Origin of the sequence: Nitrosomonas sp. Nm132 (assembly GCF_900100485.1) — a bacterium.
GTDB lineage: Bacteria > Pseudomonadota > Gammaproteobacteria > Burkholderiales > Nitrosomonadaceae > Nitrosomonas.
This window is the reverse complement of record NZ_FNDH01000002.1, coordinates 91,748-118,206: the sequence shown is the minus strand read 5'-3', so window position 1 is coordinate 118,206 and position 26,459 is coordinate 91,748. Positions and strand designations below refer to the sequence as shown.

The window sequence follows — 26,459 nt, the reverse complement described above, 5'->3', positions numbered from 1 at the left end:
CTCAGTTTGTACCTTTTACACGCGCAAGCCATTCACGACCTTTCAACATGCCGTTCCAGTACAGCCAGGGGAATAATTTGACTTTGAATAGCCAGTAGAGCCGCCTTGCTACCAGCGGATCGAGCGGAAAAGTGGGTAGCAATTTGCCGCCAAAACCAAATTCGGCCAGAATCACTTTGCCTTTTTCCACGGTAAGCGGGCAAGCGCCATAGCCATCATAAACATCGGGAAGTTCTCTGCCTTCTTTGGCGGCCAGAAGGTTTTCGGCTACGATGACGATTTGCTTTCTGGCTGCGGCAGCCGTTTTGGTATTGGGCGAGGAGCAGGCATCTCCCAACGAGAAAATATTGGGGTAGCGGGGATGTTGTAAGGTTTTGGGATTGACTTCGCAATAGCCCGAAGCATCTGCCAGTGGGCTTTTGCTCAGAAAATAGGGGGCGGCCTGAGGGGGGGTGACGTGCAGCATATCGAACGGTTTTTCTACCCGTGTGATATTGCCTTCATTGTCCTTGATTTCGAAAGTGGCGATTTTGTTGGCGCCATCCACTTTTACCAGGTTAGAGTTGAAAACCAGTTGCGCATGATAGCGCTTCACATATTCCATCAGTGGCGGTACAAAATCAGCGACGCCAAACAGGACTGCGCCGGCATTGTGGAATTCGACTTCGATGTTATCCAGTGTTTGCTGGTGCAGCCAGTAATCGCATGAGAGATACATGGCCTTTTGCGGCGCGCCGGCGCATTTGATCGGCATGGGCGGTTGGGTGAACAGCGCCTTGCCACTTTTGAGGTTTTTCGTCAGCGTCCAGGTATAAGGCGCCAGCTCGAATTGGTAATTGGAAGTCACGCCATTCTGGCCAAGCGTTTGCTGGATGCCTTCGATTTTTTCCCAGGCCAGGCGAATGCCCGGGCAAACGATCAGTTGCCGGTAACCGATCGAGCGGCCATCGGCCAGATGAACCAGATTGTTGTCCGGGTCGAATCCGCTCGCGGCTGCCTGTATCCATTCTGCCTCCGGCGGGATGACGTCCGCCATGTCTCTTACCGTTTGGGCAATGTCATAAGCGCCGCCGCCCACCAGTGTCCAGGCGGGCTGATAATAATGCTTATCGCTCGGTTCGATAATGGCGATGCGTAACGATGGGCGGCGATGCAGCAGGCTGGCTGTCACGCCAATTCCCGCAGATCCTCCTCCTACCACGACGATATCAAAAGCGTTGCCCCAGTTGCAGGCGGCCGTTACTGAAAGCTGTTTCTCCTGGGAGGGAGGGGGTACGTAAATAGTTTCTGGCGGCTCTTCTGTCCAACTGCAGGCGGCGGTGACTGATTCTTCTTCGCTTGCGGGTTTTTCCGGTTCGGGCGTTTCCTGCGCTTGTCCGGCCAGTTGATACAGCGCCTGGGGCCGGCTGCCAGTTTTACAGAATGCGAGAACGGGCCCTGGTAATTCTGCCAGCAGCTTGTTGAATGCCTCGCTTTTTTCTACTGAAACGGCGCCAATCTCGACGGGTAAATAAACGAAATTGATACCCAGCGAGCGCGCTGCCTGTTCGAGTTGGGTGCTGGTGGGCTGGGTTTCTCCGCCTTCCTGATCGGGACGGTTGCAGATAACCGATTGATAGCCTGCTGCAGCGATTTCTGCTAAATCATCCACACTGATTTGACTGGTAACAGACAGTTTTTCATTCAGTTTGGTCGTGACAAGGTTCATTTTCTTCTCCTCTGGAAGGGATCGGTTTCTTTAATTCAAGATGACTGCTTTTCTGCGGGTGATAAGGGGTCTTATTCATGCAATAAAGTTGGTACAGCGTTTGCATGATGTGTAATGCTTCCTGACTGGCGAGGCTGTAATAGATATATTTACCCTTGCGCGCAGTATTCACAAGGTTTTCTTCACGCAGGACGGTAAGTTGCTGTGACAAGGTCGGTTGACGGATTCCCAGCGATTGCTCCAGTTCGCCTACATTTTTGTCACCTTGCACGAGATGACAAAGAATGAGCAAGCGGTCTTCGTTGGCCAACACTTTCAGCAGCGCACATGCTTGTGCAGCAGACGCCCGATTTGACAGTATGCCAGTCAAATCGGCAGGGTCTTCGGTTTTTTTTATAATTAAGGGATTGTTCAGCATAAAGGCATACTCAAGTTTTCTTATTTTCCGATTTGGACTGCGTTGCCTGGTGTCGTTCCAGAAGCTCAAAAATACCCATGCCAAGCAGCATGGCAGCGACAAATACGATGCCGTGCAGGTTGCCTGTTCCAACCAGCACGAGCCCGGGGCCTGGACAGATACCCGCTAATCCCCAGCCGATTCCGAATGCCAGGCTGCCAAGCACCAGGCGCTTATCGATTACACGGGAGGTAGGGAGTTGGAGGGATGAGCCCAGGTAAGTTTGGCCGCGGCGACGCGCCAGGGTGAAAGCCATCACGCCAACGCTGATTGCGCCCATCATGACAAATGCCAGCGAGGGGTCCCACGAACCGGTTATGTCAAGAAATGACAGCACCTTCGCCGGATTGGCCATCTCCGACAGAATCAGTCCGATCCCGAAAATAAGACCTGCCAGTAATGCGATAAGAATAGTGATCATCAGTGTGTCCTCCTTGACGAAATCATCAGCTCAATAGATGTCTGATGAGATAAACCGTGATAGCGCCTGTGGTCATGAATACCAGCGTGGCGACGATCGAACGGGGTGACAGTCGCGATAGTCCGCATACGCCATGACCGCTGGTGCAACCTGAGCCATAACGCGTACCCAGGCCCACGATCAGCCCTGCCAAAGCCAGTGCCGCGTAACTGGTGTCAATCTGGATGGGCGGTAATTCATGGAATAGCCGCCAGATGAAGGGCGCCAGGATGAGCCCTGAAACAAAGGCGAGGCGCCATCCCATGTCGCCTCTGCTCAGCTTGAGCAAACCACCAACTATGCCGGAAATGCCCGCGATCCGGCCGGCAAGCAATAACAGTATTGCAGTGGCGATACCGATTACCATGCCGCCTGCCAGGGCAGACCATGGTGTGAAATGTGTCCAATCAATAATCATGATGGCTTTCCTCGATTTATCTTTATATATAATTATAATTGATATTATGTTAATGAATAGATTATAGTCAATTGATATGAATTTATTGGGACTTAAAAAAGGAGAGCGCCGTGCAGCCAAATATCCAAGCATTCTTTGATTCCGCGACCTGGACCGTGACTTACGTGGTGTATGATGAGCCGGGTGGAAGCTGCGCCGTCATTGATCCTGTGCTTGATTACGACCCCAAGGCGGGCAGGACGGAAACAGTTTCTGCCGACAAAGTGATCGCCTTTGTCACTGAACAGAAACTGACTGTGAGCTGGCTTCTCGAAACGCATGCCCATGCCGATCATCTCTCATCCGCTGACTATCTCAAGGGCAAGCTCGGAGGGAAAACGGCGATAGGCGATCACATTCCGGCCGTGCAGCAAACTTTCAAGAAGCTGTTCAACATGGAGCCCCAGTTCGCGACAGATGGGACGCAATTCGATCATTTGCTGGCGGAGGGCGAGCTATTCAGCGTGGGCAAGCTGACTGGCAAAGCCATTTCAGTGTCGGGGCATACGCCAGCCGACATGGCTTATCAGTTTGAAGATGCGATATTTATCGGCGATACTCTGTTCATGCCGGATGTAGGGACCGCACGCGCTGATTTTCCCGGGGGCGATGCGCGCCAGCTTTATCGATCCATCCGTAGATTGCTGGATTTTCCGCCGGAAACGAGATTGTTCATGTGCCATGATTATCCGCCCAAAGATCGCTCTGCTCAGTGGCAAAGCACGGTGGCAGAAGAACGCGCGCATAATATTCATGTCCATGATGGCGTCAGCGAGGATCAATTTGTCGCCATGCGCACTGCGCGTGATGCGACGCTGGACATGCCGGTGCTGATATTACCTTCGGTGCAGCTCAATGTGCGCGCGGGGCAAATGCCGCCCGCGGAGGATAATGGGGTGTCTTATTTTAAGATACCGATCAATGTGCTTTGAACGCGGTTAATGTGACTTAAGAGGAGGGAGGATGATGGCGCATTTCGATGATAAAAGACGGCAATTTTTGCAGTTTGCAGCATTCGGTACGGCAGCTGCGGCATGGCCAGGTTTTGCCCTGGCGGAAATGGCCAAGATGACCAATGCGCCCAGCAGCGCCTTCAAACCCGATGTGGAAATCGAACTGACTGCTCGCGCAGGCGCGGTTTCCATCAAACCTGGCGCAGCCACCCGTGTTTTTCAATACCAGGGAAAACTGCTCAAAGGCCCTGCCTCCACGTTAACCGAGATGCCCGGCTATCTCGGTCCCACCCTGAATCTCGTTCATGGCCAGAAAGTTCGCATCATTTTTTATAACGAGCTGACCGAACCCACCGTTGCGCATTGGCATGGCCTGCATGTGCCGCAGAAAATGGATGGACACCCGATGTACGCCATTAATCGAGGCGAGCGTTATGTGTATGAATTCGAGGTCAAAAACCCTGCCGGCACAAACTGGTATCACGCGCATACCCATGAGATGACCGCGACCCAGGTTTATCAAGGATTGGCAGGATTGATCACCATTACCGATGAGCAAGAACAAAAACTGGAGCTGCCGAGCAGCGAATACGATCTGCCGATCGTGATTCAGGACCGGCGCTTTACTTCCGACAATCAGTTGCTATATCTCCAGCATGGCATGCAGGAGCGGATAAGGGGTTTTCTGGGCGATACTATCCTAATCAACGGGCAGATTGACCGCATCATTCCGGTTAAAACCCGCGCGTATCGGCTGCGTTTGTTCAATGGATCGAATTCAAGGATTTATAAACTCGGCTGGGAAGATGGTACGCCCTTGACAGCAATTGGAACGGATGGGGCGTTGCTCGAAAAACCCGAGACTTTCCCCTATATCATGCTGGCACCGGCTGAACGGGTCGAATTATGGGTCGATTTCAGTGGGCGTGAACCTGGTTCCGATCTCGTGCTCCATAGCCTCGAATATCACGGCGTCATGCCGCGCATGGGGGGCGGAATGCGTGGCGGCAGAGGCATGATGAGGGATGGGCTCGGGCAAGGTAGCAAATTTCCGCTGGTTAAATTCCATATCGCCGGGAAAGCCAGCGAATCGCCCCAATTACCGCCCGTGCTGAGCAAGTTTAAACGGCTTACCCACCGTGATGTGGCAAACCCGGATAAGCCTATCCAAATTGGCTTGAGCATGATGCATATGTCACCCGAACTCAATCACCGATCATTTGAGATGCTGGCAGTCGCAGAGGGTGAGAAAATTCCTGTTAACACCATCCAGAAAATCAAGATAGTCCAGGAAGATCATGCAATGCGCGGAAGAAGAGGAATGGGCGGGGGAGATGGCAGGGGGGAAGGAGGCAGGAGAGGCGGCGGTATGGGCATGATGATGTCGATGGCGCACCCGATCCATCTACACGGACAGCAGTTCCAGATACTTTCCCGCTTGATACAAGATCAGCATGGCAGCGGCTATGAAACTGTCAAGGATGGCTTCATCAATAGCGGCTGGAAAGACACCGTGCTGGTCATGCCTGGCGAGGAGGTCACGATTATCAAGCCCTTTCAGGACTATACCGGTCTTTACCTCTATCACTGTCATAATCTTGAACACGAAGACATGGGCATGATGCGCAATTTCCTGGTGAGCTGAAGAAATTGCAAGCGTCGATCATGCAGGCAGAAACGGCTTAACGAGGGTTAACCCGAATATTTCATAAATTGGCACGTGCCCTCACTTGTCTTTTGATTAATAAGAAAGATTTTGCTCAGTTAGGTGTATGAGTCACTACACCCCTCTTTCTCAAAACTTCCCTATTAATCAAAATCCTGCGTGATCATCACGCGAATTTATGAAATATTCGGGTTAAGGATGTCAGGCGGTCTTGCTCGTGGCCGCGCTTTTCCAGGCAAACCAGGCGCCGATCACTGCGCCGATAAAATTGAGCGCAACATCGGTGAGGCTAGCATATCGGCCAGGAATAGCGAACTGATGCCATTCAAGCAGCGCACCGTAGGCGCCCGCGATCGTTACGACCAGCGGCAACCCAACCCAAGGATGCAGATACAGAAACAGATAGCGGCAAAGAGTCCACGCAAGTAAGGCATAAGCCGGGATATGCAGCATATTATGCACAGTCGGAGAAAACCAGGAGAACACCGCATGGATGAGAGTCGGATCGTCAGGCGGTTCCCCGGATATCGAAGAGAGGGCATATAAGCCGCTCATCACACCGAGCGGCCAGATGAAAGGTGGAATAATTTTTGTACTTTCAGCATTCATCGTGTGTGCGTCATTGGGGTAAAGGTGGATTGGTCCACATATTACCAGCATTGATAGCGCATAAAAAATAAACATAAAAAGTTGGAGAGTCAGATACCGACTTGCCTTTTATAAAATCTATAGTAACTGACGAATAACTCAAATAACTGGGGTAACTTAATAGTTAGTTTTACGCTGACCTCAATTTTTCCTGCTGTCTGCTTTCGATAACGATATTCTGCGCCAGATGAATGGCCGGGTCCGTTCCTTCGTGTCCGCCGGGCGTATGGTGATGTTGACCGGCAGCCACATGGTCTCACCGCTGTTTTTCCCGGGTGATGATATCGGCAGGTTGTCTGTCCATGGCACACTCAACGATGTTGCCATGTCCGGCGCTAGCCCGAATATTTCATAAATTGGCGCGTGTCCTCACTTGCCTTTTGATTAATAAGAAAGATTTTGCTCAGTCGAGTGTATGAATCACTACACCCCTCCTTCTCAAAACTTCCCTATTAATCAAAATCCTGCGTGATCATCACGCGAATTTATAAAATATTCGGGCTAGGCCGCGCTATTTATCCGCCAGCTTTATTCTGGAAGAAGGGTTTCCGCTAATGATCTCAAGTGCATTGCCGAAAATTCTCATGCTTTGCAGAGAAAAAGGTAAAGAAGCAAGTAAAGTCTCGCGATGCTTCAATTTCACCAGAAAAAAACCCCGGTTAATCCGGGGTTTTTGGGTTAACTTGTGCTTAAACCTATTGGGGCACAATATTTGATGCCTGTTGACCTTTAGGTCCCATCGTCGCTTCGAAGGTAACGCGTTGACCTTCACGTAACGTTTTGAAACCGTTGCTATTGATCGCAGAGAAGTGTGCAAATAAATCTTCTCCACCATTATCCGGGGTAATAAAGCCAAAACCTTTAGCGTCATTGAACCATTTTACAATACCTGTTGCCATGCTATTTCTATTCCTTAATAATGAATTTATGTTTACGGCGATCCGTATATGGCCATTGAATATCAAGGAAAAAAGGTCAACCAGAGGCATTACATTTAACGGCTTGAATCCAAAAGACTCATATAAGAGGCGTCTTCCCTGGGAAAGTTCAATTACTTACTCATAAGCTTATAAGCATGGCAAGCATATGGTTTCATGCTAACCCGAATTTATGAAATATTCGGGTTAACTGCATTCTGAGAGGCGGTGAAAATGCAGTTTCGCCAAAATGAGGTTTCATTATTTATTTGCCTGACGGATTAGCGAGGCCTCGATTTCCGCTTCCCAGCCAGTCAATTCTCCTCTCTTTTTACGTGCATCATTAATCAACCGTAGGTTGCGGGCGGTGGTTTCAGTTTCCCACGCCTCCCGCACGGCGGCGAGTGCATCACCAAGGGCATTCGAAGCCACTTCTTCGTCTTGCGCCAGTACCGCAAGTTCCAGCCGCGTGGCATAGTCCCAGTAATCGGGTTTGCCAGCGGCGATGCGTCGTTCGACCGCATAGGCGACCACGGGCAGCAGTTCTTTGCGGCGTGGATCGGGAGGCTCGGCTAGTTCCATGAGTGTGACCGCATTGATGCCGGGGTAGGCATCGCGCCAATCCGCTTCAAAGCCTTTAAGGTAGGCGTCGATGCTTTTCTTGAGTAAACCTTTGGCGCGCAGGGTTTCGCCCGCCTGGGCGGCCACCTCCCACCGGTCTTTGTAGACACGGCCCAGGATGCCGTAGGTTTCACTGCTCGGGCCGCGCTGAGTGATGATATCGAGCAGCACGCGCTCTGCCTCCTCGCCCCGGCCTGCCCGATTCAGGGCAAGTCCCCGTTGCTCTTGCACCATGACCGTGTTAGCAAGCGGTGGCGACATTTTCGGCACGAGATCGATCATTTCCTGCCAACCTTTAACTGCGCGGTAGGATAGAAAAAGATCAATCACCACACCTGATTCGGTGTCTCCAATCTTAGCCTGCTGACCGAGTTCCTGCTCAATCGCCCGTACCGCATCCAACCCCTGCCTGCGAGCCTCAACCAAATGCTTCTTGACCTGCTCCGAATAGTCAACCCGCTCACGAAACACATCCGTCTTGAGACGCTGGATATCCGGAAAACCCTCCACCAGTTGATAGATGGGGCTATCTGTCAGATGCTTGCGCGCTTCCTTGAATCGCTCTGTCAGCACAGTGGCGACTGCCGGGATAGAGTCAGGTTTGCCATCTGCGCCGATGTCATACGGTATGCTGCGCAGCGGGGCGGCATCGAAGGGAAGTTGCCCCGTATTCTTGGCGAAAAGCAATACCGTAGAGGAAGGTCGTACGGCATGGCGCAATCCGAGCTCATAGAAGACGTTGGCATTGGCCGTGGTGAGATCAGCAATAGCGTATTCGCATAGAATCAGCCGTTCAAACATCGGTTTGTGGATGATGCCGCCGGCCATTTCCTCGTCCGCTCGGATCGGTTCAAGATCGGCTGACCGGATAGCCGGTTCGATCAGGTCATGATAGACCGCATCGAAATCAATCATTTTGCCGGCAGTCGTCGGTTTCTGTCCAAATGGCATGAGCACGAAGCAGAGAGGTTTGGTCATGGTAATCTCCCGAAAGGGCAATTAAGGATTAACTCATTCTAGCGGATTCTTGATCAGAGTGACCGTCAAGTGCATCAAGAACTCACCCTGCAAGTCTGTGCTCATTGAATGAGTGTTAACCTGAATATTTCATAAATTCGGGTTAAGCAGGTACTTTACTCAATTACTTTTAACAAATGCTTGCATTACTCATTTTCTTGTATATAATGAGAATCATTCTCATTAACAATATTAAATATATTAGATGCCATGAATCAGTCGGATATGAATTTGCAAACTGCCAATGAATCCCATTCATTGGTTCTACGAGATCCTGCTAAACCCATCAGTAGTGAGAGCTTGTTTGTAGCGGGTAACGAAGTGCTTATTCAACATCAGGGCCAGCAGTATCGGTTGCGTCGAACACGGAATGGCAAACTAATCCTGACGAAATAATTCGCAGAAAGCGTATTTTTGCGATGTAAAACAAGAGATCAATAACCGAATAATCAGTTTTCTCATCAGTCGCTGGAAGTACTCTCTCTCCTCTGCCAGTGACGATTTTAGCCAGCCAGCTCATCCCTCTTCGGGCAAGCCAGCCAACTTTTTTTATCGATTTAAGGAGCATGGGCGATGAAATCACTAAAAAAACTCCCCTTTATGCTGGCTTTTCATGGAATAGATTATCTTTCCAGCAATTTGTTACGTGATCATTATCATCGCTCATCATTCATCGCAAAATGCTCTGTAGGTGTTCCCGAGAAAAAATTTGCTTCTATCAATAAGCTCTTGGGGATAAGAGAGACATGGCTTGGATGGCTGTCTACATTTAGAGCAGCACCTCATGCTGAGAACCGGCAAGCATCCGATCAAGAATATACTACGGCGATGCATCGCCATTTCCCTGGACAGGAGATCAATGCAAAAGCGAATATCAAGCCTGATACAGAGTGGATTCCCTTGATCAAGGCAAGCTTAGCAGTTAAGTCTGATGCCGGTCAGGAGCTAACCAGAATGCTCAATAATAACCATAGTCTTGCGGGACGAACTGTATTGTGCGTGGGCGGACGGGCAGCGCTCTACCCAGACTACCTTCGGCTGGTGGAAACCGCAGGGGGAAGTTTCATAAGCTATCGTGGCAGCCCGGAAAATAGCAGGAGTCGCTTGTATGCCTTGCTGGATCGCGTCAACATGGTGATTTGCCCGGTCGACTGCGTCAGTCATGATGATTATTTTGCGGTTAAGCGTTACTGCAAGCTGTCGGGCAAGTTTTGCGCATTTCTGGAGCGTTCCAGCTTACCTGCTTTTACTCAGGGTTTGGCAATGCTCATATTACAATTACATGGAGATCATCACTTGGAGTAAGCCATGCATGCTAAAAATATAATCTGGATCATTTTCAACATATTGCTGGCTATCAGCGTGCTGTTCATTTTGCCAGCGCAGGCCCAGGCCAAGAAAGTCAGGGAGTACTGGATTGCTGCCGAGAAAGTAACCTGGAATTATGCGCCCACTGAGAAAAACTTGATTGAGTCAGAGGGCGATCTCGGTGTCTGGGGGAAAACATTGGCCTACACCAAGTATCGCTATATCGGTTATACCGACGGCAAATATACTACTCCGGTACCACAGCCTGAGTGGGCAGGCATCCTGGGTCCTCAAATACGCGCCGTGGTAGGCGATACCATCAAGGTGCATTTTCTGAATAAAACAGACCGTCCGCTTTCCATGCATCCGCATGGCGTGTTCTACCAGAAGGACGACGAGGGTGCAGATGGGGGTAAAGGCGCGAGTATCGCTCCGGGAGCGCGCTATACGTATACCTGGGTCGCGGACGAAGCGGCGGGCCCTGGCCCCAACGATCCCTCCTCCGTTATCTGGCTGTATCATTCTCATGTCATGGCGGAGGAAGAGATGAATCTCGGACTGATCGGCACCATTGCCATCACTCGTGAGGGTAAGGCGCGCTCTCAGGATGACCCAACTCCCCGGGATGTTGATCAGGAATTTGTTTCCTTATTCACCATTTTCAATGAGGAAAATGATGAGGAGAGTGGTTTGAAGCACACCATCAACGGGCGTATCTTCGGCAATCTTCCAGGGTATGAAACCAGTCTGGGCAAGCGGGTGCGCTGGCATCTCGTCGCGCTCGGCAACGAAGTGGATAACCATACTGTGCACTGGCACGGTCAAACTGTGTTGGCTCACGGGCGGCGGACCGATGTCATCGAACTGATGCCTGCCAGTATGATGGCTGTCGATATGGTTCCGCGTTCAGCGGGTGACTGGTTATTTCATTGCCATGTGAATGACCACATGATGGCGGGCATGTCTACCCGCTGGCGGGTCCTCCCTTAACTTTAAAAAGCAGTTGTTTTGTAGGAGTATGAGCAAGCTAACGCCAGCATTGGTTACGCTGATACTGCTGGCAGCGCTTGTATTGGCAGTTGATGGTGGAGGTAATCAAACCACCGATCCAGGGTGCGTCCTGATTACTGGCAAATGGAAAAACATGGGTCGTTTCAAAGGGCCGGTTCTGTGTTCTGTTGCATCACGGCCGCCGTATTTCCATGATGGTTAAGCTAAAGATCTGCTGGCAGTTATTAGTTTTTATAATAACCATTTCGCAATCGGTTTCGGTGATCGCGAAAAGCGGATCTCGTAGCGTTTCTCGCTTCACTGTAGCAACACTGCTAATTCATACTGCCAAACAAAAGAAAAAGCGCATTTCTAGTTAATAAGCAAGTTATCTCATTTTCTTTCCTGTTAGCCAGCCTAGCCTATCACGCAAGCCAGCCAGAGGTCGTTCTAACCCTAACTGGAGGCTATCCAAACAAAAAAACAAGCAACAAAACACAATTGTTCCGGTGAAATACCTTCTGTCTGCCGGATATTCAGTATTTACAGACTTTCTGTGATCAAACCATGAAAGGAAACGTTGGATGAAATATATTAAATCAATTGGATACGCAAGCATGGCTTACGCACTCAAGAATCATACTTTAACCTTCAGTATTGACCCATGAGCCACCTGTCTTCCGATACGCGCATAGGGAGTACCCGCTCAACCGAACCCAAGGGGTATCTTTTTTTAACACACCGCATGAAACGTGGTGGCCGGTTTGTCGTCTGGCTACGCCGTACTCATGCCTGGCTCGGGTTATGGGGCGCGGTGCTAGGGTTAATTTTCGGGATATCGGGCATATTGCTCAATCATCGTACTGAAATGAAAATTCCGCTGGCTGAGCAGCAGGAAATCCGCCAGAAACTGACGCCACCTGTCACCAGTCTGCAATCGCCCGAATCATTGGAAGCCTGGTTGCGTAAGGAGTTTGACTTGTCTTATGCCAAGTCGCGTATACAGAAAAAACCGGCTGGACCGGCTCCATGGGGGAGAGGTCAAATAACTCAGCCAGAACACTGGGGCATCATATTGCTAACCCCTAATCGCAGCGTGAGTGCGCAATACTGGCAGGGCGATGCGAGTGTTCAGATTGAGCAAAGAAAGGCTAATGCTTGGGCAGTGCTCAACAATCTGCATAAAGGGAGCGGCATGTCCAATGCCTGGATATTGCTCGCGGATACACTGGCGGGCGGACTGCTGGTTCTGGCCATTACCGGCACTTTGCTCTGGAGCCGCCTGCATGGACCGCGTCTGCTCGCAGCCAGCTTGATTGGCACAACGTTGACCGCTTCGCTGATGCTTATCTTCAATGCGTTATCGCTGTATTGATTATTGAAGAGGGTCATAGCCGCATCATGCGGAGCATATTTAGCAATCAATAACTCACCGTTATCAACCATAAATCGCCAGCCAGGAAGCGACTGTCGCTTGTAAGCCAGCCCATACTTACAAAACAACAGGGAGCTTCGTCTGTGAAAAAAATAACACAATGTTTCAAAGCAGAATTTAAATTTAAACGTATTCCCATGACTGTCCTTATCGCTTTGGCAGGTATGCCACCTCAGGCAGCCGCTGAGGAAACGGAAGGCAAACAGCAGGACAAAGCTTTGTCAGCCACCGGGGATGTCCAAGTTGTTCAACAAATGCTACCCGAAATTCGTGTGAATGCGGCCAAAGAGTCGAGTTACAAAGCAGATACCTCGACTACTGGCCTCAAATTCGAGGCGCCGTTGCGCGACATACCGCAATCGATCAATGTGGTGAAAGAAGAATTGATTCGTTCACAAAATGCATTCAATCTGGGGGATGCACTCAGGAATGTCAGCGGCCTGACGATTGCCGCTGGGGAAGGTGGGCGCACAGGTGACTCGATCACACTGCGGGGATTTGCCGCTCACTCCGATACCTATCAGGACGGCGCGAAGGAAAATGGTCAATACTTCCGCGATACCTTTTTCATGGAACGGGTGGAAGTGCTCAAGGGATCGTCTTCCGTGCTGTTTGGGCGGGGTGCAACCGGCGGGATCATTAATACCGTGACCAAGAAGCCTGTCTCACAGGGTGATCCCTTCGCCTCTGCAGATTTCACCTATGGTGCCTTTGATTTCAAGCGGGCAACAGCCGATGTAGGCATGGCACCCACTGAAAATATTTCATTCCGGCTTAATGCGCTCTATCAGGATGCGGATTCCTACCGTAATTTTAATTTTACCAATCGCTGGGGCATTGCGCCGTCAGTGCGATTCGATTTTACGCCGGATACGAATCTCGTTTTGCACCTGCTGCATCAGCATGAGGATAGTGTGTTTGATTATGGCGTGCCGATATATCAGGGACGACCCGCGGATGTATCCATCAAGCGGTTCTATGGTTTTGGTGAGGATCGTTTGCAGAAAATCGATGCTACTATTGCAACCGCAACGCTGACTCACCACTTTTCAAGCGATTTCACGGTGCGCAATACTTTCCGGTACGGGAACTATGACCGGCGCTATCGCACGCATCTATTTGGCGCAGTTACAGAAGCGGGCGCAGACTCAACGGCTGCACGTACCCAGGCGTTGCGTGACAGTCCGCAAGAAAACTTTTTTAATCAGACGGATTTCAGCTTCAATAAGCCTATATTGGGCTTCAATAACACCTTATATTTTGGAACAGAAATTGGCTGGGAAGATTTTACTTTCCGTTCCAAGAATTCAACGGGAGTAGGTTCCATTTCTATTTTTAATCCGGTGCTTACTTCGACAGTGGGAACAGGGCGAGCCAATGATTTTTCAGGAACGCTCGCTACGAATCGGTCTATCACCTTACAGACCGTTGCAGGTTATGTGCTCAATCAGTTCGAGATTACCCCCCAGTTGAAGCTGCTTGGAGGAACGCGCTACGATGTGCTGGAAGCCAAACAGATGGACAGGCTGACGAATACTGAACTTTCCAACAAGGTCAATGAATTCAGTCCGCGTGCCGGTATTGTGTGGCAGCCGGCGAGTTGGCAGTCACATTATTTCAGCTACGGAAAATCGTTTAATCCTTCTGCCGAAACGTTCAATCTGTCGGCTGCGACAACGGGTATTGATCCTGAGCAGAATCAGAATTTTGAAATGGGCACCAAGCTGGATTTTTTCAATAACCGGTTATCGCTGACCGGTGCAATTTTCCGACTGGAAAAAACCAATGCGCGCACGACCAACCCTAACGACCCCCTGCTGAATGTGCTGGCAGGTGAGCAGCGCACCGACGGTATCGAATTTGGCCTGGCTGGCGAGCTGCTGCCTAACTGGAATCTGTCCGCTGTTTATGCCTACCTGGACGCGGAGATCATCAAATCCAATACGATGGCAGTGGGTACGATCAGTGGTATAAGCCAGTCGCTGCAAGGCAAGAAACCGATCAATGTGCCCGATCATAGCGGTACCGTTTGGACGAGTTACCGCATCACGCCGCAATGGGAAATTGCTGGCGGGGTATTTTTTGCCAGCTCGCGTTATGCGGACAACGTTAATGAAGTGACTTTGCCTGGTTATGCACGGGTTGATGCCAGCGTGTCGTATATCCATAAACATTTCACCCTGCAGGGCAACGTGTTTAATCTGTTTGACGAGAAGTACTATCAGTCAGGCCAGGCCAGATCAGCATTGCCGGGTGTGCCATTAACAGGGCAGATCAGCGTCCGCCTAAGATTCTAGGCCGAATATTTCATAAATTCGCGTGATGATCACGCAGGATTTTGATTAATAGGAAAGTTTTGAGAAGGAGAGGTGTAGTGATTCATACACCCGACTGAGCAAAATCTTTCTTATTAATCAAAAGACAAGTGAGGGCACGTGTCAATTTATGAAATATTCGGGCTAGGCGTACGAGTATTGATAAACCAAGAATCATTTCATGAATAAAGGAAAAAATGCTCCTCGTCATTGATAATATGTTAACCGCCGAACAGCTTTCCCATATTCGGATGATTTATTCAAAAGCGCAGTTTGGTGACGGTCGGGCTACGGCCGGTGAACTGGCCGCTCAGGTAAAGAATAACCTGCAACTCGCGGCACATGCACCTGAGACACAAATGCTGACAGGGATTGTGCATGATGCGCTGCATCGCAATGCGCTGTTTGTTTCCGCAGTTTTACCCAGGATGATTTGTGCACCGCTATTCAACCGTTATGGAACAGGCATGGGGTTTGGCATGCATGCCGACAATGCGATACGGCTTGGGTCTCAGACCATGCGTGCCGATGTATCCGGCACGTTGTTTCTGTCGGATCCGGATGAATATGAAGGGGGTGAGCTGATCATTGAGGATACCTATGGAGTCCAGCGGATCAAACTCCCTGCCGGATATCTTGTGCTTTATCCCTCAGGCAGTTTGCACCGAGTGGAGCCCATTCGTCGCGGCTGCCGGGATGTCGCAGTATTCTGGGTGCAAAGCATGGTGCGTGATACGAACCAGCGTGCGTTACTGTTCCAACTGGATGCGTCCATTCAGGGGCTACGCGCGCGTGGTCCGGAGAGTCCGGAAATCGTCGCGCTGGTATCCTGTTACCATAACTTGCTACGCATGTGGGCGGATGTTTGACAGAAAATCTTTTTTTGCGGCATAAGGCCTCAGGAAGGTTTGAATAAGAGTCATGCTGGCTTGTCCAATCCTGCAGAAATACCTTCAGATCCTGTATCATCCTGCTTTTAGAGTTACATGCATACTTTCATGAAAACGATTTTTCTGGATTTTGAAAAGGGCATCGAGGAATTTGAAGAAAAGATCGAGCAACTACGCTTTACTCAGGATAATTCAGCACTGGATATTTCCGCTGAGATTGCTAAATTACAGGCAAAAAGCCAGTCGCTAACCAAAAGCGTCTATGCCAAGCTCACGCCTTGGCAGATATCACAGGTGGCGCGTCATCCGCAGCGCCCCTCTACGCTCGATTACATTCAGCATTTATTCACTGATTTTGAAGAGCTGCATGGCGATCGCCATTTTGCCGATGATCACGCGATTGTCGGCGGATTGGCACGGTTTAACGGTAAGACGGTGATGGTAATTGGTCATCAGAAAGGTCACGATACCAAAGAGAAAATTTACCGTAATTTCGGTATGCCGAAACCGGAAGGTTATCGCAAGGCGCTCAGATTAATGCGCTTGGCGGAGAAATTTTCGGTGCCGCTGGTGACGTTTATCGATACGCCGGGCGCCTATCCGGGGATCGACGCGGAAGAACGCGGGCAGTCCGAGGCGATCGGGCAAAATCTCTACGTAATGGCTGAACTGAAAGTCCCGATCATTTGCATCGTGATCGGTGAAGGGGGCTCAGGTGGTGCGCTGGCTGTTGCTGTCGGGGATGCGGTCATGATGCTACAGTATGCAACTTACTCGGTGATTTCTCCGGAAGGTTGCGCTTCCATTTTGTGGAAGAGTGCAGATAAAGCTTCCGAAGCGGCAGAAATCATGGGGATTACCGCTGATCGCCTTAAAGAAATGGGGCTGATCGATGCTGTTATCAGCGAGCCGATTGGCGGGGCCCATCGCGATTATCCCGCCATGATGCATTCAGTCAGGAGCACCTTGCAGGATTCCTTACGAAAACTTCAGGATCTCCCGCATGAGGCGTTATTGGAGAAGCGTTTCAATCGATTGATGGGGTATGGCAAATTCAAGGAAATCAAGCTCGATCACCATTCTTGAGTATGTTGAAAGTATCCTGCGCGAGCAAGTCACCAGGAGAGATCATTTGGTGGTTGCGCTAAGCGGGGGGGTCGACTCAGTGGTACTGCTGCATTTACTCCATACGCTTTCAAGATCGATGGCCTTCAGACTTTCCGCAGTGCATGTTGAACATGGCATTAGCGCTTATGCTGCCCAATGGAGTGATTTCTGTCAGGATCAATGTAACGCCCTGGGTATTCCCATCCAGATTTTTCGTCTGAAAGTCAAGAAGGCGCCCCAGGTGAGTCTCGAAGCGGCTGCCAGGCAGGCGCGTTATCAGGTATTCGAGTGCGTTCAGGCGGATTACATTGTGCTGGCGCACCACCAGGATGATCAGGTTGAAACCGTGCTATTGCAGCTTCTTCGCGGCGCCGGCGTTAAGGGGTTGGGAGGAATGCCGGTTGTCAGGAAGCTCGATTCAGCAGGTGCGATCCGGTTATTGCGGCCACTGCTCGAGGTATCTCGCGAAACCATTATGCAGTATGCACGACAACACTATCTTGGCTGGGTGAACGATGAGAGTAATGACGACACGACGTTCAACCGTAATTTTCTTCGACATGCCATTTTCCCTCGACTGGAGCAGCGATTTCCGGCCTATCGGGAGACAATCTCGCGTGCCAGCCATCACTTGGGTGAAGCGGCTCACTTGTTGGATGAGCTTGCTGAAATTGATAGCAAACGCGCCATGACAGCAGGCAATCTTCATATTGAGAGCCTGCGCAAGCTTAGCTTTCCTCGTGCAAAGAATCTGTTGCGTTATGTGTGCTCGCAGCACGATGTCATCCAGCCCAGTACCGTAAAACTTGAAGAGATCTTGCGGCAATTATTCACTGCGGCGGCCGATACCAAACTCCATCTTGTTTTTGGAGAAATGGAGATACGATGCTTTAAAGGCTTGGTCAGGATGCAATCAAAACATGCGCAACCCGAGATAACAGCGCCACTTGTCTGGCATGGGGAGCGTCACTGGGTTCTTGAGTCCCTGGGAGGAACAATCGAATGCGTTCAGCAGGAAGGCGCCGGAATCAAGCGGGATAAGCTGGTTGAGAAGCCGGTGACCGTGCGTTTGCGCGTGGGTGGAGAACGATTCCAGCCTGATTGCAAGCGACCCCGCCGCAGCCTGAAAAAAATCCTGCAGGAGGCTTTGCTGCCACCCTGGGAGCGTAGAGCCCTGCCGTTACTTTTTAGCGGGGAACAACTCGTCTGGGTGCCTGGCATCGGTGTGGACTGCGCTTTCCAGGCAATGCCGGGAGAATCGGGACTAATGCTGACATGGCGGCCTAATGAATTCAATTGAGCTATCACAATGACTTTTCAAACAACTTTTCGGAAAGAAATATGATTCTAGTAACAGGTGGGGCAGGATTTATTGGGGCAAATTTCGTACTGGACTGGCTGGCGCAATCGGATGAGCCCGTCATTAATTTCGATAAATTGACTTACGCGGGCAATCTGCAGAATTTGGTTTCATTAGAGAGAGATCCGCGGCACATCTTTGTGCAAGGTGATATTAACGATCACCAGAAAATGGCCACATTGCTGATGCGATTTCAGCCTCGTGCGATCATCCATCTGGCAGCAGAAAGTCATGTTGATCGTTCCATTCATGGGCCGGAGGAATTCATTCAGACAAATATCGTGGGTACCTTCCGGTTACTGGAAACGGTCTACCGTTACTGGAAAGAGCAGGAAGGGAAGGCTCGACAAGATTTCCGCTTTCTTCATGTATCAACGGATGAAGTGTATGGTTCTCTTTCTAAAGATGCGCCTGCTTTTACGGAAACACACCGCTATCAGCCCAATAGTCCTTATTCAGCCAGTAAGGCCTCCAGTGACCAACTGGTACGTGCTTATCATCATACCTATGGGCTGCCCACCCTGATCACGAATTGCTCCAACAACTATGGCGCGTTTCAGTTTCCGGAAAAACTCATTCCATTAATGATCGTGAACGCATTGGCGGGTAAGCCATTGCCGATATATGGAGATGGTCAGCAAATCCGTGACTGGCTTTATGTGAAGGACCATTGTAGTGCCATTCGCCGAGCACTGGAGGTCGGCGTTCCTGGAGAAACTTACAATATCGGAGGCTGGAATGAAAAACCCAATATGGAGATTGTGGATACCATTTGTAATTTGCTCAAGGAGTTTCGTCCTGCTGATTACCATAAATTAATCAAATATGTAGCGGATCGTCCAGGTCATGACCGCCGCTATGCCATCGATGCGCGTAAAATCGAACGGGAGCTAGGCTGGAGGCCCGTTGAAACGTTTGAAACGGGTATTCGTAAAACCGTCCAATGGTATTTGGATAATCAGGATTGGGTTGCCAATGTCCAGTCCGGCGAGTATCGGCAGTGGATTGAAACCCACTATCAGGGACAGGCCGAGTGAAGATACTGTTATTCGGAAAGAATGGACAGGTCGGCTGGGAGCTGCAACGCAGCTTGATGCCGCTTGGCGAAGTGGTGGCACTGGATAGATCCAGTCAGGAATATTGCGGTGATTTGGCCAATCTGACAGGGATTGCGCAGACCGTGCGAGCGGTTGCGCCAGATGTCATCATCAATGCTGCCGCCTATACCGCAGTTGATCAGGCTGAGGCTGAGCGAGGCCTCGCATATCGAATCAATGTCGAAGCACCGGCCGTTTTAGCGCAGGAAGCGCGCCATATAAATGCCTGGCTGGTCCACTACTCGACGGATTATGTGTTTGATGGCAGCGGCGATCAGCCATGGAGCGAATCTGATTTGCCATCACCTTTGAATGTTTATGGCCAAACCAAATTGCAGGGAGAAGAGGCTATTCGCAGCGCTGGCTGCCGACATCTGATTTTCCGAACGAGCTGGGTTTATGCTGCGCGGGGTAACAATTTTGCTAAAACCATGCTGCGTCTGGCGCGGGAACGTGATCAACTTACAGTCATCGATGATCAGATGGGTGCTCCTACGGGAGCTGATTTGCTTGCCGATGCTACTGCCCACGCAGTTCTCATGGCATGGAAGCGACCTGAGGTAGCCGGACTTTATCACCTGGCCGCAGACGGGGAGGTCTCGTGGTATGGCTATGCCCGCTTTATACTCGATTTTGCAAGAGAACATGCTTGCGCAATCAAGGTTCAATCAGATGCCATTCTGCCAGTGGCCAGTCGTGCTTTTGCCACAGCTGCAAAGCGCCCGCTTAACTCTCGCTTGAAGACTGAGAAATTCCGGCGTACCTTTGGATTAAATGTTCCTCAGTGGCAACCGGGCGTTGCTCGAATGCTGACTGAGGTACTTGAGAAATGATGACAAGCACTATCGCAATTGCCAGTTTTCCATTCCGGTCAGCAGATTAGCGGTCATTTTGCCGAAACGCTTGGCAAAATGCTCAGCGAATCCTTCCTTGGTAGTAAAATCAACCATGCGCTCAGTCTTGATGATTTCTCGGGCAACGTATTCAGCGTTGCCTAACGCATCGACAAGGCCAAGGTCAATGCTCATTTCGCCGGTCCAGAGCAATCCGCTGAAAATTTCCGGTGTATTCTTCAAGCGGTCACCTCTGCCATTTTGCACCACCTGGATGAATTGCTGATGAATTTCGGTCAGCATTTGTTTGGCATGTTCTCGTTGCTGGGGATCAGAAGGTAGAAAAGGATCCAGGAAGCCTTTATTTTCTCCTGCGGTGAGTAGGCGTCGCTCGACACCCAGCTTTTTGAGGGTGCCTGTAAAACCAAAGCTATCCAGTATGACGCCGATTGAACCAACGACGCTTGCTTTATCCACGAAGATTTTGTCGGCAGCCACTGCAACGTAATAGCCTCCTGAAGCGCAAATGTCCTCTACAACAGCATAAAGTGGAATTTGCGGATATTCCGCCCGTAACCGGCGAATTTCGTCATTGATATAGCCTGCTTGAACCGGGCTGCCTCCCGGGCTGTTGATTCGCAGGATAACGCCCGCAGTGTTTTTGTCTTTAAAGGCTTTTTGCAAAGCCGCATTAACATTGTCTGCGCTCCCCATGCTGTCAGGCTTGATTTCGCCACGTAAATCGACGAGCGCGGTATGTTTATCAGAGATTCCGATAGTTTCATCTCCGACCCAGCCTAACCCCCAGAAAAGTAAAACGTAAAGGTAAATAAAAGTGAGCGATTTAAAGAAAATGCCCCAATAACGCGCGCGACGCTGCTCCTGTAAAGATGAAAATACTAGCTTTTCCAGCATTTCCTTCTCCCAGCCTTCTTTACGATTTGTTGGATCTGTCATAGCTTCCTAAACTCTTTAGAATTATTTTTCTGAAAATGGAAATGAGTATGGTTAGAATATTTTGTTAAAATTCTACACGCATTACATTGAATGGTACGACTGTCTGTCAATAAACAGTCATACTTTTTTAAAGTTCGTGGTGTTCCATATCTCACTGCTGAGGTAGCGCAGGTGATGATGCTTGCTGCTCCATGACAAAGATTTCAACCCGGCGATTCTTGGCTCGATTATAAGAGTTATCGTTAGGTGCGACAGGTTGAGACGAACCACGGCCATCGATCTGGATACGCTGAATAGGTACGTTGCGGCTGACCAGGTAATCGCGTGTACTGGCGGCCCGATTGACGGATAAAGGATTGTTAATGGCATCACTGCCGGTATTATCAGTGTGCCCCACAATCATTACCGTTGTGCTGGGATTATTAAGCAGGCTGGTCGCAAAGCTATCGAGAATGGGCCTGAGATTGGACTTAATGTCTGCGCGCCCCGTATCGAACGAGATATCACTTGGGATATTGAGCATCAGGCGATTATCGGCTGTTTGTGAAACTTGTACACCGGTACCGGCTGTTGCCGCTTCCATCTGCCTTCTTTGCTCTTCCATTCTTTGCGACCATAGGTAGCCTGCTCCTGCGCCCAATACAGCGCCTGAACCTGCGCCAATCGCAGCGCCTTTGCCACCGCCTATGAGTGCACCAATCACCGCTCCCGTGCCTGCGCCAACGGCTGCCCCTTGCGTGGTGCCACGTTGGGTATCGGTCATGGTGGCACAGCCACTGAGCATCAATGAAGTTGTAAGAATTGTGATGGTCATCCGGGTCGTCATAAATGCCTCCTGAGTAAATAGTAAACTGTACTGTAGCAGAAGAAGCAAAAAATTCAATCTTCGTTATCTTTATGGCAGTGCGCTACCATTTCTCACTGATAGCGTTAAAATCACTTTTTTCTAAAAGGATTGGATACATTATGACGCAACAACTCATTGCATGTGAACTTCATGATTATATTGAAGTGGCTTGCATGTATGGCTATCAGGTGAGACTCATTTTAAAAGATCAGCAAGTCTTTGAGGGTAAGGCAAAAGATATTGTAACAACCACAGAAAAACGTGAATTCCTGGTTATCGATAATGAACAGGGGCCACAGCAAGTTGAGTTGATACAACTCGAAAAAATACAGGTGTTGACGCCAAACGCACAGTTTAAAGAAGTTGTATTCTGATTATTATCTTGCCATTGAGCTAACGGGGGGGGCTTCTTTCTCTGGGGCAATCCCTGAATAGGGTTAGCCCGAATATTTCATGAATTGGCGCGTGCCCGCACTTGCCTTTTGATTAATAAGAAAGATTTTGCTCAGTCGGGTGTATGAGTCACTACACCCCTCCTTCTCAAAACTTCCCTATTAATCAAAATCCTGCGTGATCATCACGCGAATTTATGAAATATTCGGGTTAGTTCAGCCAATCATCACTAATGATTCCGGGTAGAGAGGTTATTGAGTGAAGTTGCTGTCGTTTTGCCAGACCCGATTACTGTCGTTTATCGTCTGCACTATTCCAGTATCTGGTATGATCGCTGCTCACAGGATTTTGCAAAGAGCCTCTTTAAAGAATGATGTTTTTTCTTGATATTTTGCCCGTAATAGCTAGATAGTAGGTACAACCCAGTAGTAGAGTGATCCCAAATTAATCAGGTCGTATATGCAATTCTTGTCGTGCCGATGGATAAATGATAATCAAAATTCAAGTCTTGAGGTCTTACACAGAAATGATTTGTATTGCCTGGCGTTAAATATTTAATTGTTTAAATTAAGGAGATATCATGAATTTGAATCTTACCGGAAACCATGTAGAAATCACGCCAGCCATGCGTGATTATGTGAATTCTAAAATAGACAAGATTGCCCGGCATTTTGATCATGTGATTGAAGTGAATGTCATTTTGTCAGTAGAAAAACATAAACAAAAAGCTGAAGCCAATGTGCATATCCGCGGCAAAGATATTTTTGTCGAGGCAGAGGGTGTCGATATGTATGCTTCGATCGACAGTCTTGTGGACAAGCTTGACCGGCAGCTTCTTAAGTATAAGGAAAAGAATATAGAGCGTCGTAATCATGACGCACTAAAAAATCAGGAATTTGATCACCCTGAGTAACACCCGATCAACTTAATGGAAAATTGCAGTGCCAGAGATTATCCTGCTTTATCAACACCTGCTGACCTGGAACAGGGTTAAGGTCCAGGAATAAAAGAACGATGACATATCGAGATGATTGAAGATATGTTGCCAATACAAGCTGATCTTCCCAATCTTATACAAATCCGCCTAAATACAGCTGTTATTTCGATGTCAAAAAGATAATTTCTGGCGAAATGTACTATGTTACGTTTATCGAGGGTAATTTTTATTTTCTTTTTATGAATCTTATTTCACAGTTAATACCTGAATCAAATGTGATCGTCGATCTGGATGTTGCCAGTAAAAAGCGTGTCTTTGAGCAGGCTGGATTATTATTTGAGAACACGTTACACGTCGCACGCAGTCAGGTTTTTGATAGCTTGTTCGCGCGAGAAAGGTTGGGTTCTACCGGCCTTGGCCAAGGTGTAGCGATTCCACATGGTAGGATCAAGGGGCTTCGTGAAGCAGCGGCTGCTTTGGTTAGAATAAAAGAAGCCATACCCTTTGATGCTCCGGATGGTTTGCCCGTCAATATCGCTTGTATTCTCCTTGTACCTGAGAAGGCGACTGATAAACATCTGCAAATTTTAAGCGAGCTGGCGCAAATGTTTAGCGATAAAAGTTTTCGTGAAAAATTACTTCTGAGCAAGGATGCAAAGGAGATCCATCAACTTATCACTGACTGGACGCCTCATAATGTCTCAAATTAGCATTACCCAGCTATTTGAGGGTAGTCAGGATAAATTAAGCCTGACCTGGGATTGCGGGCAGGAGTATGGCAGCAAACAGCTTGATAATGACGCCATGGCTAAATCCGCTCAAGGAATGATTGGCCTCCTCAATTTTATTCATCCCAACTGGATACAGGTGCTGAGTAGTATTGCTATTGATTATCTCAATCAGCTTGATCCTTTGCCACTGCAGAAGAAATTCCAGCAATTAGCTCAAAGTGATTTAACATGTATGGTCGTGGCTGATGGTGCCTTGGTTTCTGATGCATTGAGATCATTCGCTATAAGCAAACAAGCACCGATACTTTGTTCAGCTTGTTCAAGTCTGGAAGTAATCTGGGTGTTGCGTTCCTTTCTGGCTAAAGTACTGGCGCCGAGTATCAGCAAACATGGCGTGTTATTGGATGTTCTGGGAATGGGCGTGCTGATAACGGGTGAAAGCGGGGTGGGTAAAAGCGAATTGGCGTTGGAGTTAATCAGTCGTGGTCATGGGTTGGTGGCGGACGATGTCGTCGAATTACGCCGTATCGGACCAGAAACACTTGAGGGGTCGTGTCCACTGATATTACGTGATTATCTTGAGGTGCGCGGGCTTGGCATGTTGAATATCCGTACTATTTTTGGAGAAACCGCGGTTCGTCGGCGCAAGAACATGAAATTGATCGTTCATTTAGAGAAATCTAGTGGCTCGGATATCAGTTCGTTTGAACGGTTGCCCCTGAGTAATCTCAATGAGAATATTTTGAGTGTAACCATACGCAAAGTGATTATTCCCGTTGCCGCAGGACGAAATCTGGCAGTATTGGTAGAAGCTGCGGTCAGGAATTATATTTTGCAGTTACGCGGAATTGACAGCACCCAGGAATTCATCAAGCGTCATGAGCAGGAAATGAATGGTCATGCCTCAGAATAATATTTGAGATTCTATGTTTATTTTTTTATCTTGAGATGAGTGCTGCGCGGACGATCACGCTTGCCTTTACAGGGGCCTCCGGAATGCCTTATGGCATTCGTCTGTTAGAAATGTTACTGGCTCAGGGTATTCGCGTTTATTTGTTGTATTCGCAAGTGGCGCAGATCGTGGCCCAGCAGGAGATGAAATTGATGCTTCCTTCACGTGCGCAGGAAGCAGAGGCATTTTTCAATGACTACTTCAATGCAGAAAAAGGATTACTCAAGGTATTTGGGCGAGAAGAGTGGTTCGCGCCAGTAGCCTCTGGCTCTAACCCGGCTGATGCGATGGTGATTTGCCCCTGTACGATGGGAACATTGTCGGCTGTTGCTTCAGGCTTGAATCAGAAGTTAATCGAGCGCGCAGCAGATGTCATGCTCAAGGAAAATCGCAAGCTTATTTTAGTGCCGCGTGAAATGCCATTTTCTGTGATTCATCTCGAAAATATGTTACGGCTTGCACGCTGTGGTGCGATTATCCTGCCAGCGAATCCTGGGTTTTATCATCATCCTCAGAGCATACAGGATATCGTCGATTTTGTGGTCGCACGTATTCTGGATCATCTGGGGGTTGCTCATACGTTGATGCCACGTTGGGGCGAGGAAAGCTAAGGTAAAGTTTTTCACCAGAGCTGACGCTATTCCAGCGCATTTTCCATGGCGCACATCTCCCGCGAAATCGGCTGTAACACATGATCAGCTAAACAATAGACGGTTTTCTCGGTGACGATATAATCCATCGCAATATCGTGTTCATGAGGATAAATGGTCGGTAGGTGGAGCAACTCAAAAGCAATACCGATGGTTAATGGCCGAGGATGGATTGCAGCCAGAGTGCGATCAAAAAAACCACTGCCATAACCTAACCGGTAACCTTGATTATCAAACCCTATCATTGGGATAACTGCAGCGTGGATGACCACTTGCTCGGTATCGTGAGGCATAGCGATGCCGTAGGCATCTTTTCTCATAGGGGCCTGCGGCCACCATTTGCGGAATTTTAACGGTTGATGCGGACCAATCACTTCAGGTAACGCCAACGTTGCTCCACGAGCAGATAAATACGCCATTACCGGTGCTGGATCGTATTCGCCTTGGTAGGGTGAATAAAATCCCACACAGCGTTGCTGCAGGACGGGGAAGCCTTGTGTGAGTGAGGTAGTAATCGCTTCACTCCAGATGGAGCGCTCTGCAACAGTAATTTGTTTTCGGCGCGCTATCAAATAAGCGCGTTGTTGTTTTCGCCATTCTCGCCAGTTATCCATAGGGCGGCTATTCTAACCTAGAAACAGAAACTGTAGTTGGGCGAGATGGGGGGGTGTGGTTTTTTTGCGAGCTTTTGCTTTACGGCGAAGCGCCTGCTTATCCTGCCTGAGGGAAAGTACAAGGTGCAATGATTCGAAA

The 26,459-nt window shown here is 49.2% G+C and carries 30 protein-coding genes; 19 read left to right on the top strand and 11 right to left on the bottom strand.

What is annotated here, in order from left to right; translation table 11 throughout:
* Window position 1: 1 nt before the first annotated feature.
* From BLP80_RS01460 to BLP80_RS01445, 4 genes are read right to left on the bottom strand one after another with little or no spacing between them, the layout of a single operon-like run.
* Window positions 2–1,708 (bottom strand): bifunctional protein tyrosine phosphatase family protein/NAD(P)/FAD-dependent oxidoreductase, encoded by a 1,707-nt coding sequence (locus tag BLP80_RS01460; protein WP_090539418.1) that lies wholly within the window; start codon window positions 1,706–1,708, stop codon window positions 2–4.
* On the bottom strand, window positions 1,680–2,126 hold the full coding sequence (locus BLP80_RS01455) for an ArsR/SmtB family transcription factor (protein ID WP_090539416.1): 447 nt from the start codon (window positions 2,124–2,126) through the stop codon (window positions 1,680–1,682). Before BLP80_RS01455 ends, BLP80_RS01460 begins: the two co-directional genes overlap by 29 nt.
* 10 nt (window positions 2,127–2,136) lie before the next feature.
* Window positions 2,137–2,586: a YeeE/YedE family protein gene (locus tag BLP80_RS01450; protein ID WP_090539415.1), complete on the bottom strand. Its 450-nt coding sequence runs from the start codon at window positions 2,584–2,586 to the stop codon at window positions 2,137–2,139.
* Between the two features lie 25 nt (window positions 2,587–2,611).
* The gene (locus BLP80_RS01445) at window positions 2,612–3,175 is read right to left on the bottom strand and encodes a YeeE/YedE family protein (protein WP_371128798.1); all 564 of its coding nucleotides are present in this window, start codon (window positions 3,173–3,175) and stop codon (window positions 2,612–2,614) included.
* On the opposite strand from BLP80_RS01445, the gene BLP80_RS01440 reads away from it, so the two are divergent.
* Window positions 3,154–4,014, top strand: a complete 861-nt coding sequence (locus BLP80_RS01440; RefSeq protein WP_090539413.1) for an MBL fold metallo-hydrolase — start codon at window positions 3,154–3,156, stop codon at window positions 4,012–4,014. The genes BLP80_RS01445 and BLP80_RS01440 overlap by 22 nt on opposite strands.
* A 34-nt stretch (window positions 4,015–4,048) precedes the next feature.
* The gene (locus tag BLP80_RS01435) at window positions 4,049–5,680 is read left to right on the top strand and encodes a multicopper oxidase family protein (protein WP_090539540.1); all 1,632 of its coding nucleotides are present in this window, start codon (window positions 4,049–4,051) and stop codon (window positions 5,678–5,680) included.
* Between the two features lie 222 nt (window positions 5,681–5,902).
* Here the strand turns inward: BLP80_RS01435 and BLP80_RS01430 are convergent, their stop codons facing one another.
* Window positions 5,903–6,385, bottom strand: coding sequence for a VanZ family protein (locus tag BLP80_RS01430; RefSeq protein ID WP_090539411.1), 483 nt, complete (start codon window positions 6,383–6,385; stop codon window positions 5,903–5,905).
* Between the two features lie 196 nt (window positions 6,386–6,581).
* Between BLP80_RS01430 and BLP80_RS16550 the strand changes: the two genes are divergently transcribed.
* The gene (locus tag BLP80_RS16550; protein ID WP_371128797.1) at window positions 6,582–6,704 is read left to right on the top strand and encodes an AIR synthase related protein; all 123 of its coding nucleotides are present in this window, start codon (window positions 6,582–6,584) and stop codon (window positions 6,702–6,704) included.
* Window positions 6,705–7,044: 340 nt separating this feature from the next.
* On the opposite strand, the gene BLP80_RS01425 is transcribed toward BLP80_RS16550, so the two are convergent.
* Both BLP80_RS01425 and BLP80_RS01420 read right to left on the bottom strand, forming a co-directional pair.
* On the bottom strand, window positions 7,045–7,248 hold the full coding sequence (locus tag BLP80_RS01425) for a cold-shock protein (protein ID WP_090539410.1): 204 nt from the start codon (window positions 7,246–7,248) through the stop codon (window positions 7,045–7,047).
* A gap of 279 nt (window positions 7,249–7,527) precedes the next feature.
* Window positions 7,528–8,865, bottom strand: coding sequence for a TRAFs-binding domain-containing protein (locus BLP80_RS01420; protein WP_090539408.1), 1,338 nt, complete (start codon window positions 8,863–8,865; stop codon window positions 7,528–7,530).
* 249 nt (window positions 8,866–9,114) lie between these two features.
* Between BLP80_RS01420 and hemP the strand changes: the two genes are divergently transcribed.
* Entirely contained in the window at window positions 9,115–9,300 is a 186-nt protein-coding gene (hemP, locus tag BLP80_RS01415) for a hemin uptake protein HemP (RefSeq protein WP_143002204.1), read from the top strand.
* Here hemP and BLP80_RS15510 read toward each other — a convergent pair.
* Window positions 9,230–9,487, bottom strand: coding sequence for a hypothetical protein (locus BLP80_RS15510; RefSeq protein WP_176754220.1), 258 nt, complete (start codon window positions 9,485–9,487; stop codon window positions 9,230–9,232). The genes hemP and BLP80_RS15510 overlap by 71 nt on opposite strands.
* Here BLP80_RS15510 and BLP80_RS01410 point away from each other — a divergent pair.
* From BLP80_RS01410 to rfbD, 10 genes are all read left to right on the top strand, one after another.
* Window positions 9,478–10,209 carry a DUF2325 domain-containing protein gene (locus BLP80_RS01410; protein ID WP_090539404.1) on the top strand — a complete coding sequence of 244 codons (732 nt, stop codon included), beginning with the start codon at window positions 9,478–9,480 and terminating at the stop codon, window positions 10,207–10,209. The two genes, BLP80_RS15510 and BLP80_RS01410, sit on opposite strands and share 10 nt — an antisense overlap.
* 3 nt (window positions 10,210–10,212) lie before the next feature.
* On the top strand, window positions 10,213–11,202 hold the full coding sequence (locus BLP80_RS01405) for a multicopper oxidase domain-containing protein (RefSeq protein ID WP_090539402.1): 990 nt from the start codon (window positions 10,213–10,215) through the stop codon (window positions 11,200–11,202).
* A 28-nt stretch (window positions 11,203–11,230) separates the two neighbouring features.
* Window positions 11,231–11,425 (top strand): hypothetical protein, encoded by a 195-nt coding sequence (locus tag BLP80_RS15505; protein WP_176754224.1) that lies wholly within the window; start codon window positions 11,231–11,233, stop codon window positions 11,423–11,425.
* Between the two features lie 441 nt (window positions 11,426–11,866).
* Window positions 11,867–12,577 (top strand): PepSY-associated TM helix domain-containing protein, encoded by a 711-nt coding sequence (locus BLP80_RS01395; protein WP_090539401.1) that lies wholly within the window; start codon window positions 11,867–11,869, stop codon window positions 12,575–12,577.
* A gap of 143 nt (window positions 12,578–12,720) precedes the next feature.
* Window positions 12,721–14,934 carry a TonB-dependent receptor gene (locus BLP80_RS01390; protein WP_218120339.1) on the top strand — a complete coding sequence of 738 codons (2,214 nt, stop codon included), beginning with the start codon at window positions 12,721–12,723 and terminating at the stop codon, window positions 14,932–14,934.
* 215 nt (window positions 14,935–15,149) lie between these two features.
* A complete protein-coding gene (locus tag BLP80_RS01385; protein WP_090539399.1) occupies window positions 15,150–15,821 on the top strand; it encodes a Fe2+-dependent dioxygenase in 672 nt (223 codons plus the stop codon).
* 129 nt (window positions 15,822–15,950) lie between these two features.
* Window positions 15,951–16,928, top strand: a complete 978-nt coding sequence (locus BLP80_RS01380) for an acetyl-CoA carboxylase carboxyltransferase subunit alpha (RefSeq protein ID WP_090539536.1) — start codon at window positions 15,951–15,953, stop codon at window positions 16,926–16,928.
* Window positions 16,888–18,249, top strand: a complete 1,362-nt coding sequence (tilS, locus tag BLP80_RS01375; RefSeq protein WP_090539396.1) for a tRNA lysidine(34) synthetase TilS — start codon at window positions 16,888–16,890, stop codon at window positions 18,247–18,249. The genes BLP80_RS01380 and tilS overlap by 41 nt, the downstream gene beginning before the upstream one ends.
* Window positions 18,250–18,290: 41 nt before the next feature.
* Window positions 18,291–19,346, top strand: coding sequence for a dTDP-glucose 4,6-dehydratase (gene rfbB, locus BLP80_RS01370; RefSeq protein ID WP_090539394.1), 1,056 nt, complete (start codon window positions 18,291–18,293; stop codon window positions 19,344–19,346).
* Window positions 19,343–20,239, top strand: coding sequence for a dTDP-4-dehydrorhamnose reductase (gene rfbD / locus BLP80_RS01365; RefSeq protein ID WP_090539391.1), 897 nt, complete (start codon window positions 19,343–19,345; stop codon window positions 20,237–20,239). The genes rfbB and rfbD overlap by 4 nt, the downstream gene beginning before the upstream one ends.
* 9 nt (window positions 20,240–20,248) lie before the next feature.
* Here the strand turns inward: rfbD and BLP80_RS01360 are convergent, their stop codons facing one another.
* On the bottom strand, window positions 20,249–21,196 hold the full coding sequence (locus BLP80_RS01360) for a S49 family peptidase (RefSeq protein ID WP_090539389.1): 948 nt from the start codon (window positions 21,194–21,196) through the stop codon (window positions 20,249–20,251).
* 151 nt (window positions 21,197–21,347) lie between these two features.
* Window positions 21,348–22,022: a YiaD family glycine zipper/OmpA-like lipoprotein gene (locus tag BLP80_RS01355; RefSeq protein WP_090539387.1), complete on the bottom strand. Its 675-nt coding sequence runs from the start codon at window positions 22,020–22,022 to the stop codon at window positions 21,348–21,350.
* Window positions 22,023–22,162: 140 nt separating this feature from the next.
* Between BLP80_RS01355 and BLP80_RS01350 the strand changes: the two genes are divergently transcribed.
* The 5 genes from BLP80_RS01350 (at window position 22,163) to BLP80_RS01330 (ending at window position 25,667) form a co-directional block, all read left to right on the top strand.
* The gene (locus BLP80_RS01350; protein ID WP_090539534.1) at window positions 22,163–22,417 is read left to right on the top strand and encodes a Rho-binding antiterminator; all 255 of its coding nucleotides are present in this window, start codon (window positions 22,163–22,165) and stop codon (window positions 22,415–22,417) included.
* A 599-nt stretch (window positions 22,418–23,016) separates the two neighbouring features.
* Complete coding sequence (hpf, locus tag BLP80_RS01345) at window positions 23,017–23,349, top strand: ribosome hibernation-promoting factor, HPF/YfiA family (RefSeq protein WP_090539385.1); 333 nt, start codon at window positions 23,017–23,019, stop codon at window positions 23,347–23,349.
* A gap of 263 nt (window positions 23,350–23,612) precedes the next feature.
* Window positions 23,613–24,083: a PTS sugar transporter subunit IIA gene (locus BLP80_RS01340; protein WP_090539532.1), complete on the top strand. Its 471-nt coding sequence runs from the start codon at window positions 23,613–23,615 to the stop codon at window positions 24,081–24,083.
* Window positions 24,070–25,017 carry an HPr(Ser) kinase/phosphatase gene (gene hprK, locus BLP80_RS01335; RefSeq protein ID WP_090539382.1) on the top strand — a complete coding sequence of 316 codons (948 nt, stop codon included), beginning with the start codon at window positions 24,070–24,072 and terminating at the stop codon, window positions 25,015–25,017. Before BLP80_RS01340 ends, hprK begins: the two co-directional genes overlap by 14 nt.
* A gap of 35 nt (window positions 25,018–25,052) precedes the next feature.
* Window positions 25,053–25,667, top strand: coding sequence for a flavin prenyltransferase UbiX (locus BLP80_RS01330; protein WP_090539381.1), 615 nt, complete (start codon window positions 25,053–25,055; stop codon window positions 25,665–25,667).
* A 26-nt stretch (window positions 25,668–25,693) separates the two neighbouring features.
* On the opposite strand, the gene BLP80_RS01325 is transcribed toward BLP80_RS01330, so the two are convergent.
* On the bottom strand, window positions 25,694–26,320 hold the full coding sequence (locus BLP80_RS01325) for a 5-formyltetrahydrofolate cyclo-ligase (RefSeq protein WP_090539379.1): 627 nt from the start codon (window positions 26,318–26,320) through the stop codon (window positions 25,694–25,696).
* Window positions 26,321–26,459 lie beyond the last annotated feature (139 nt).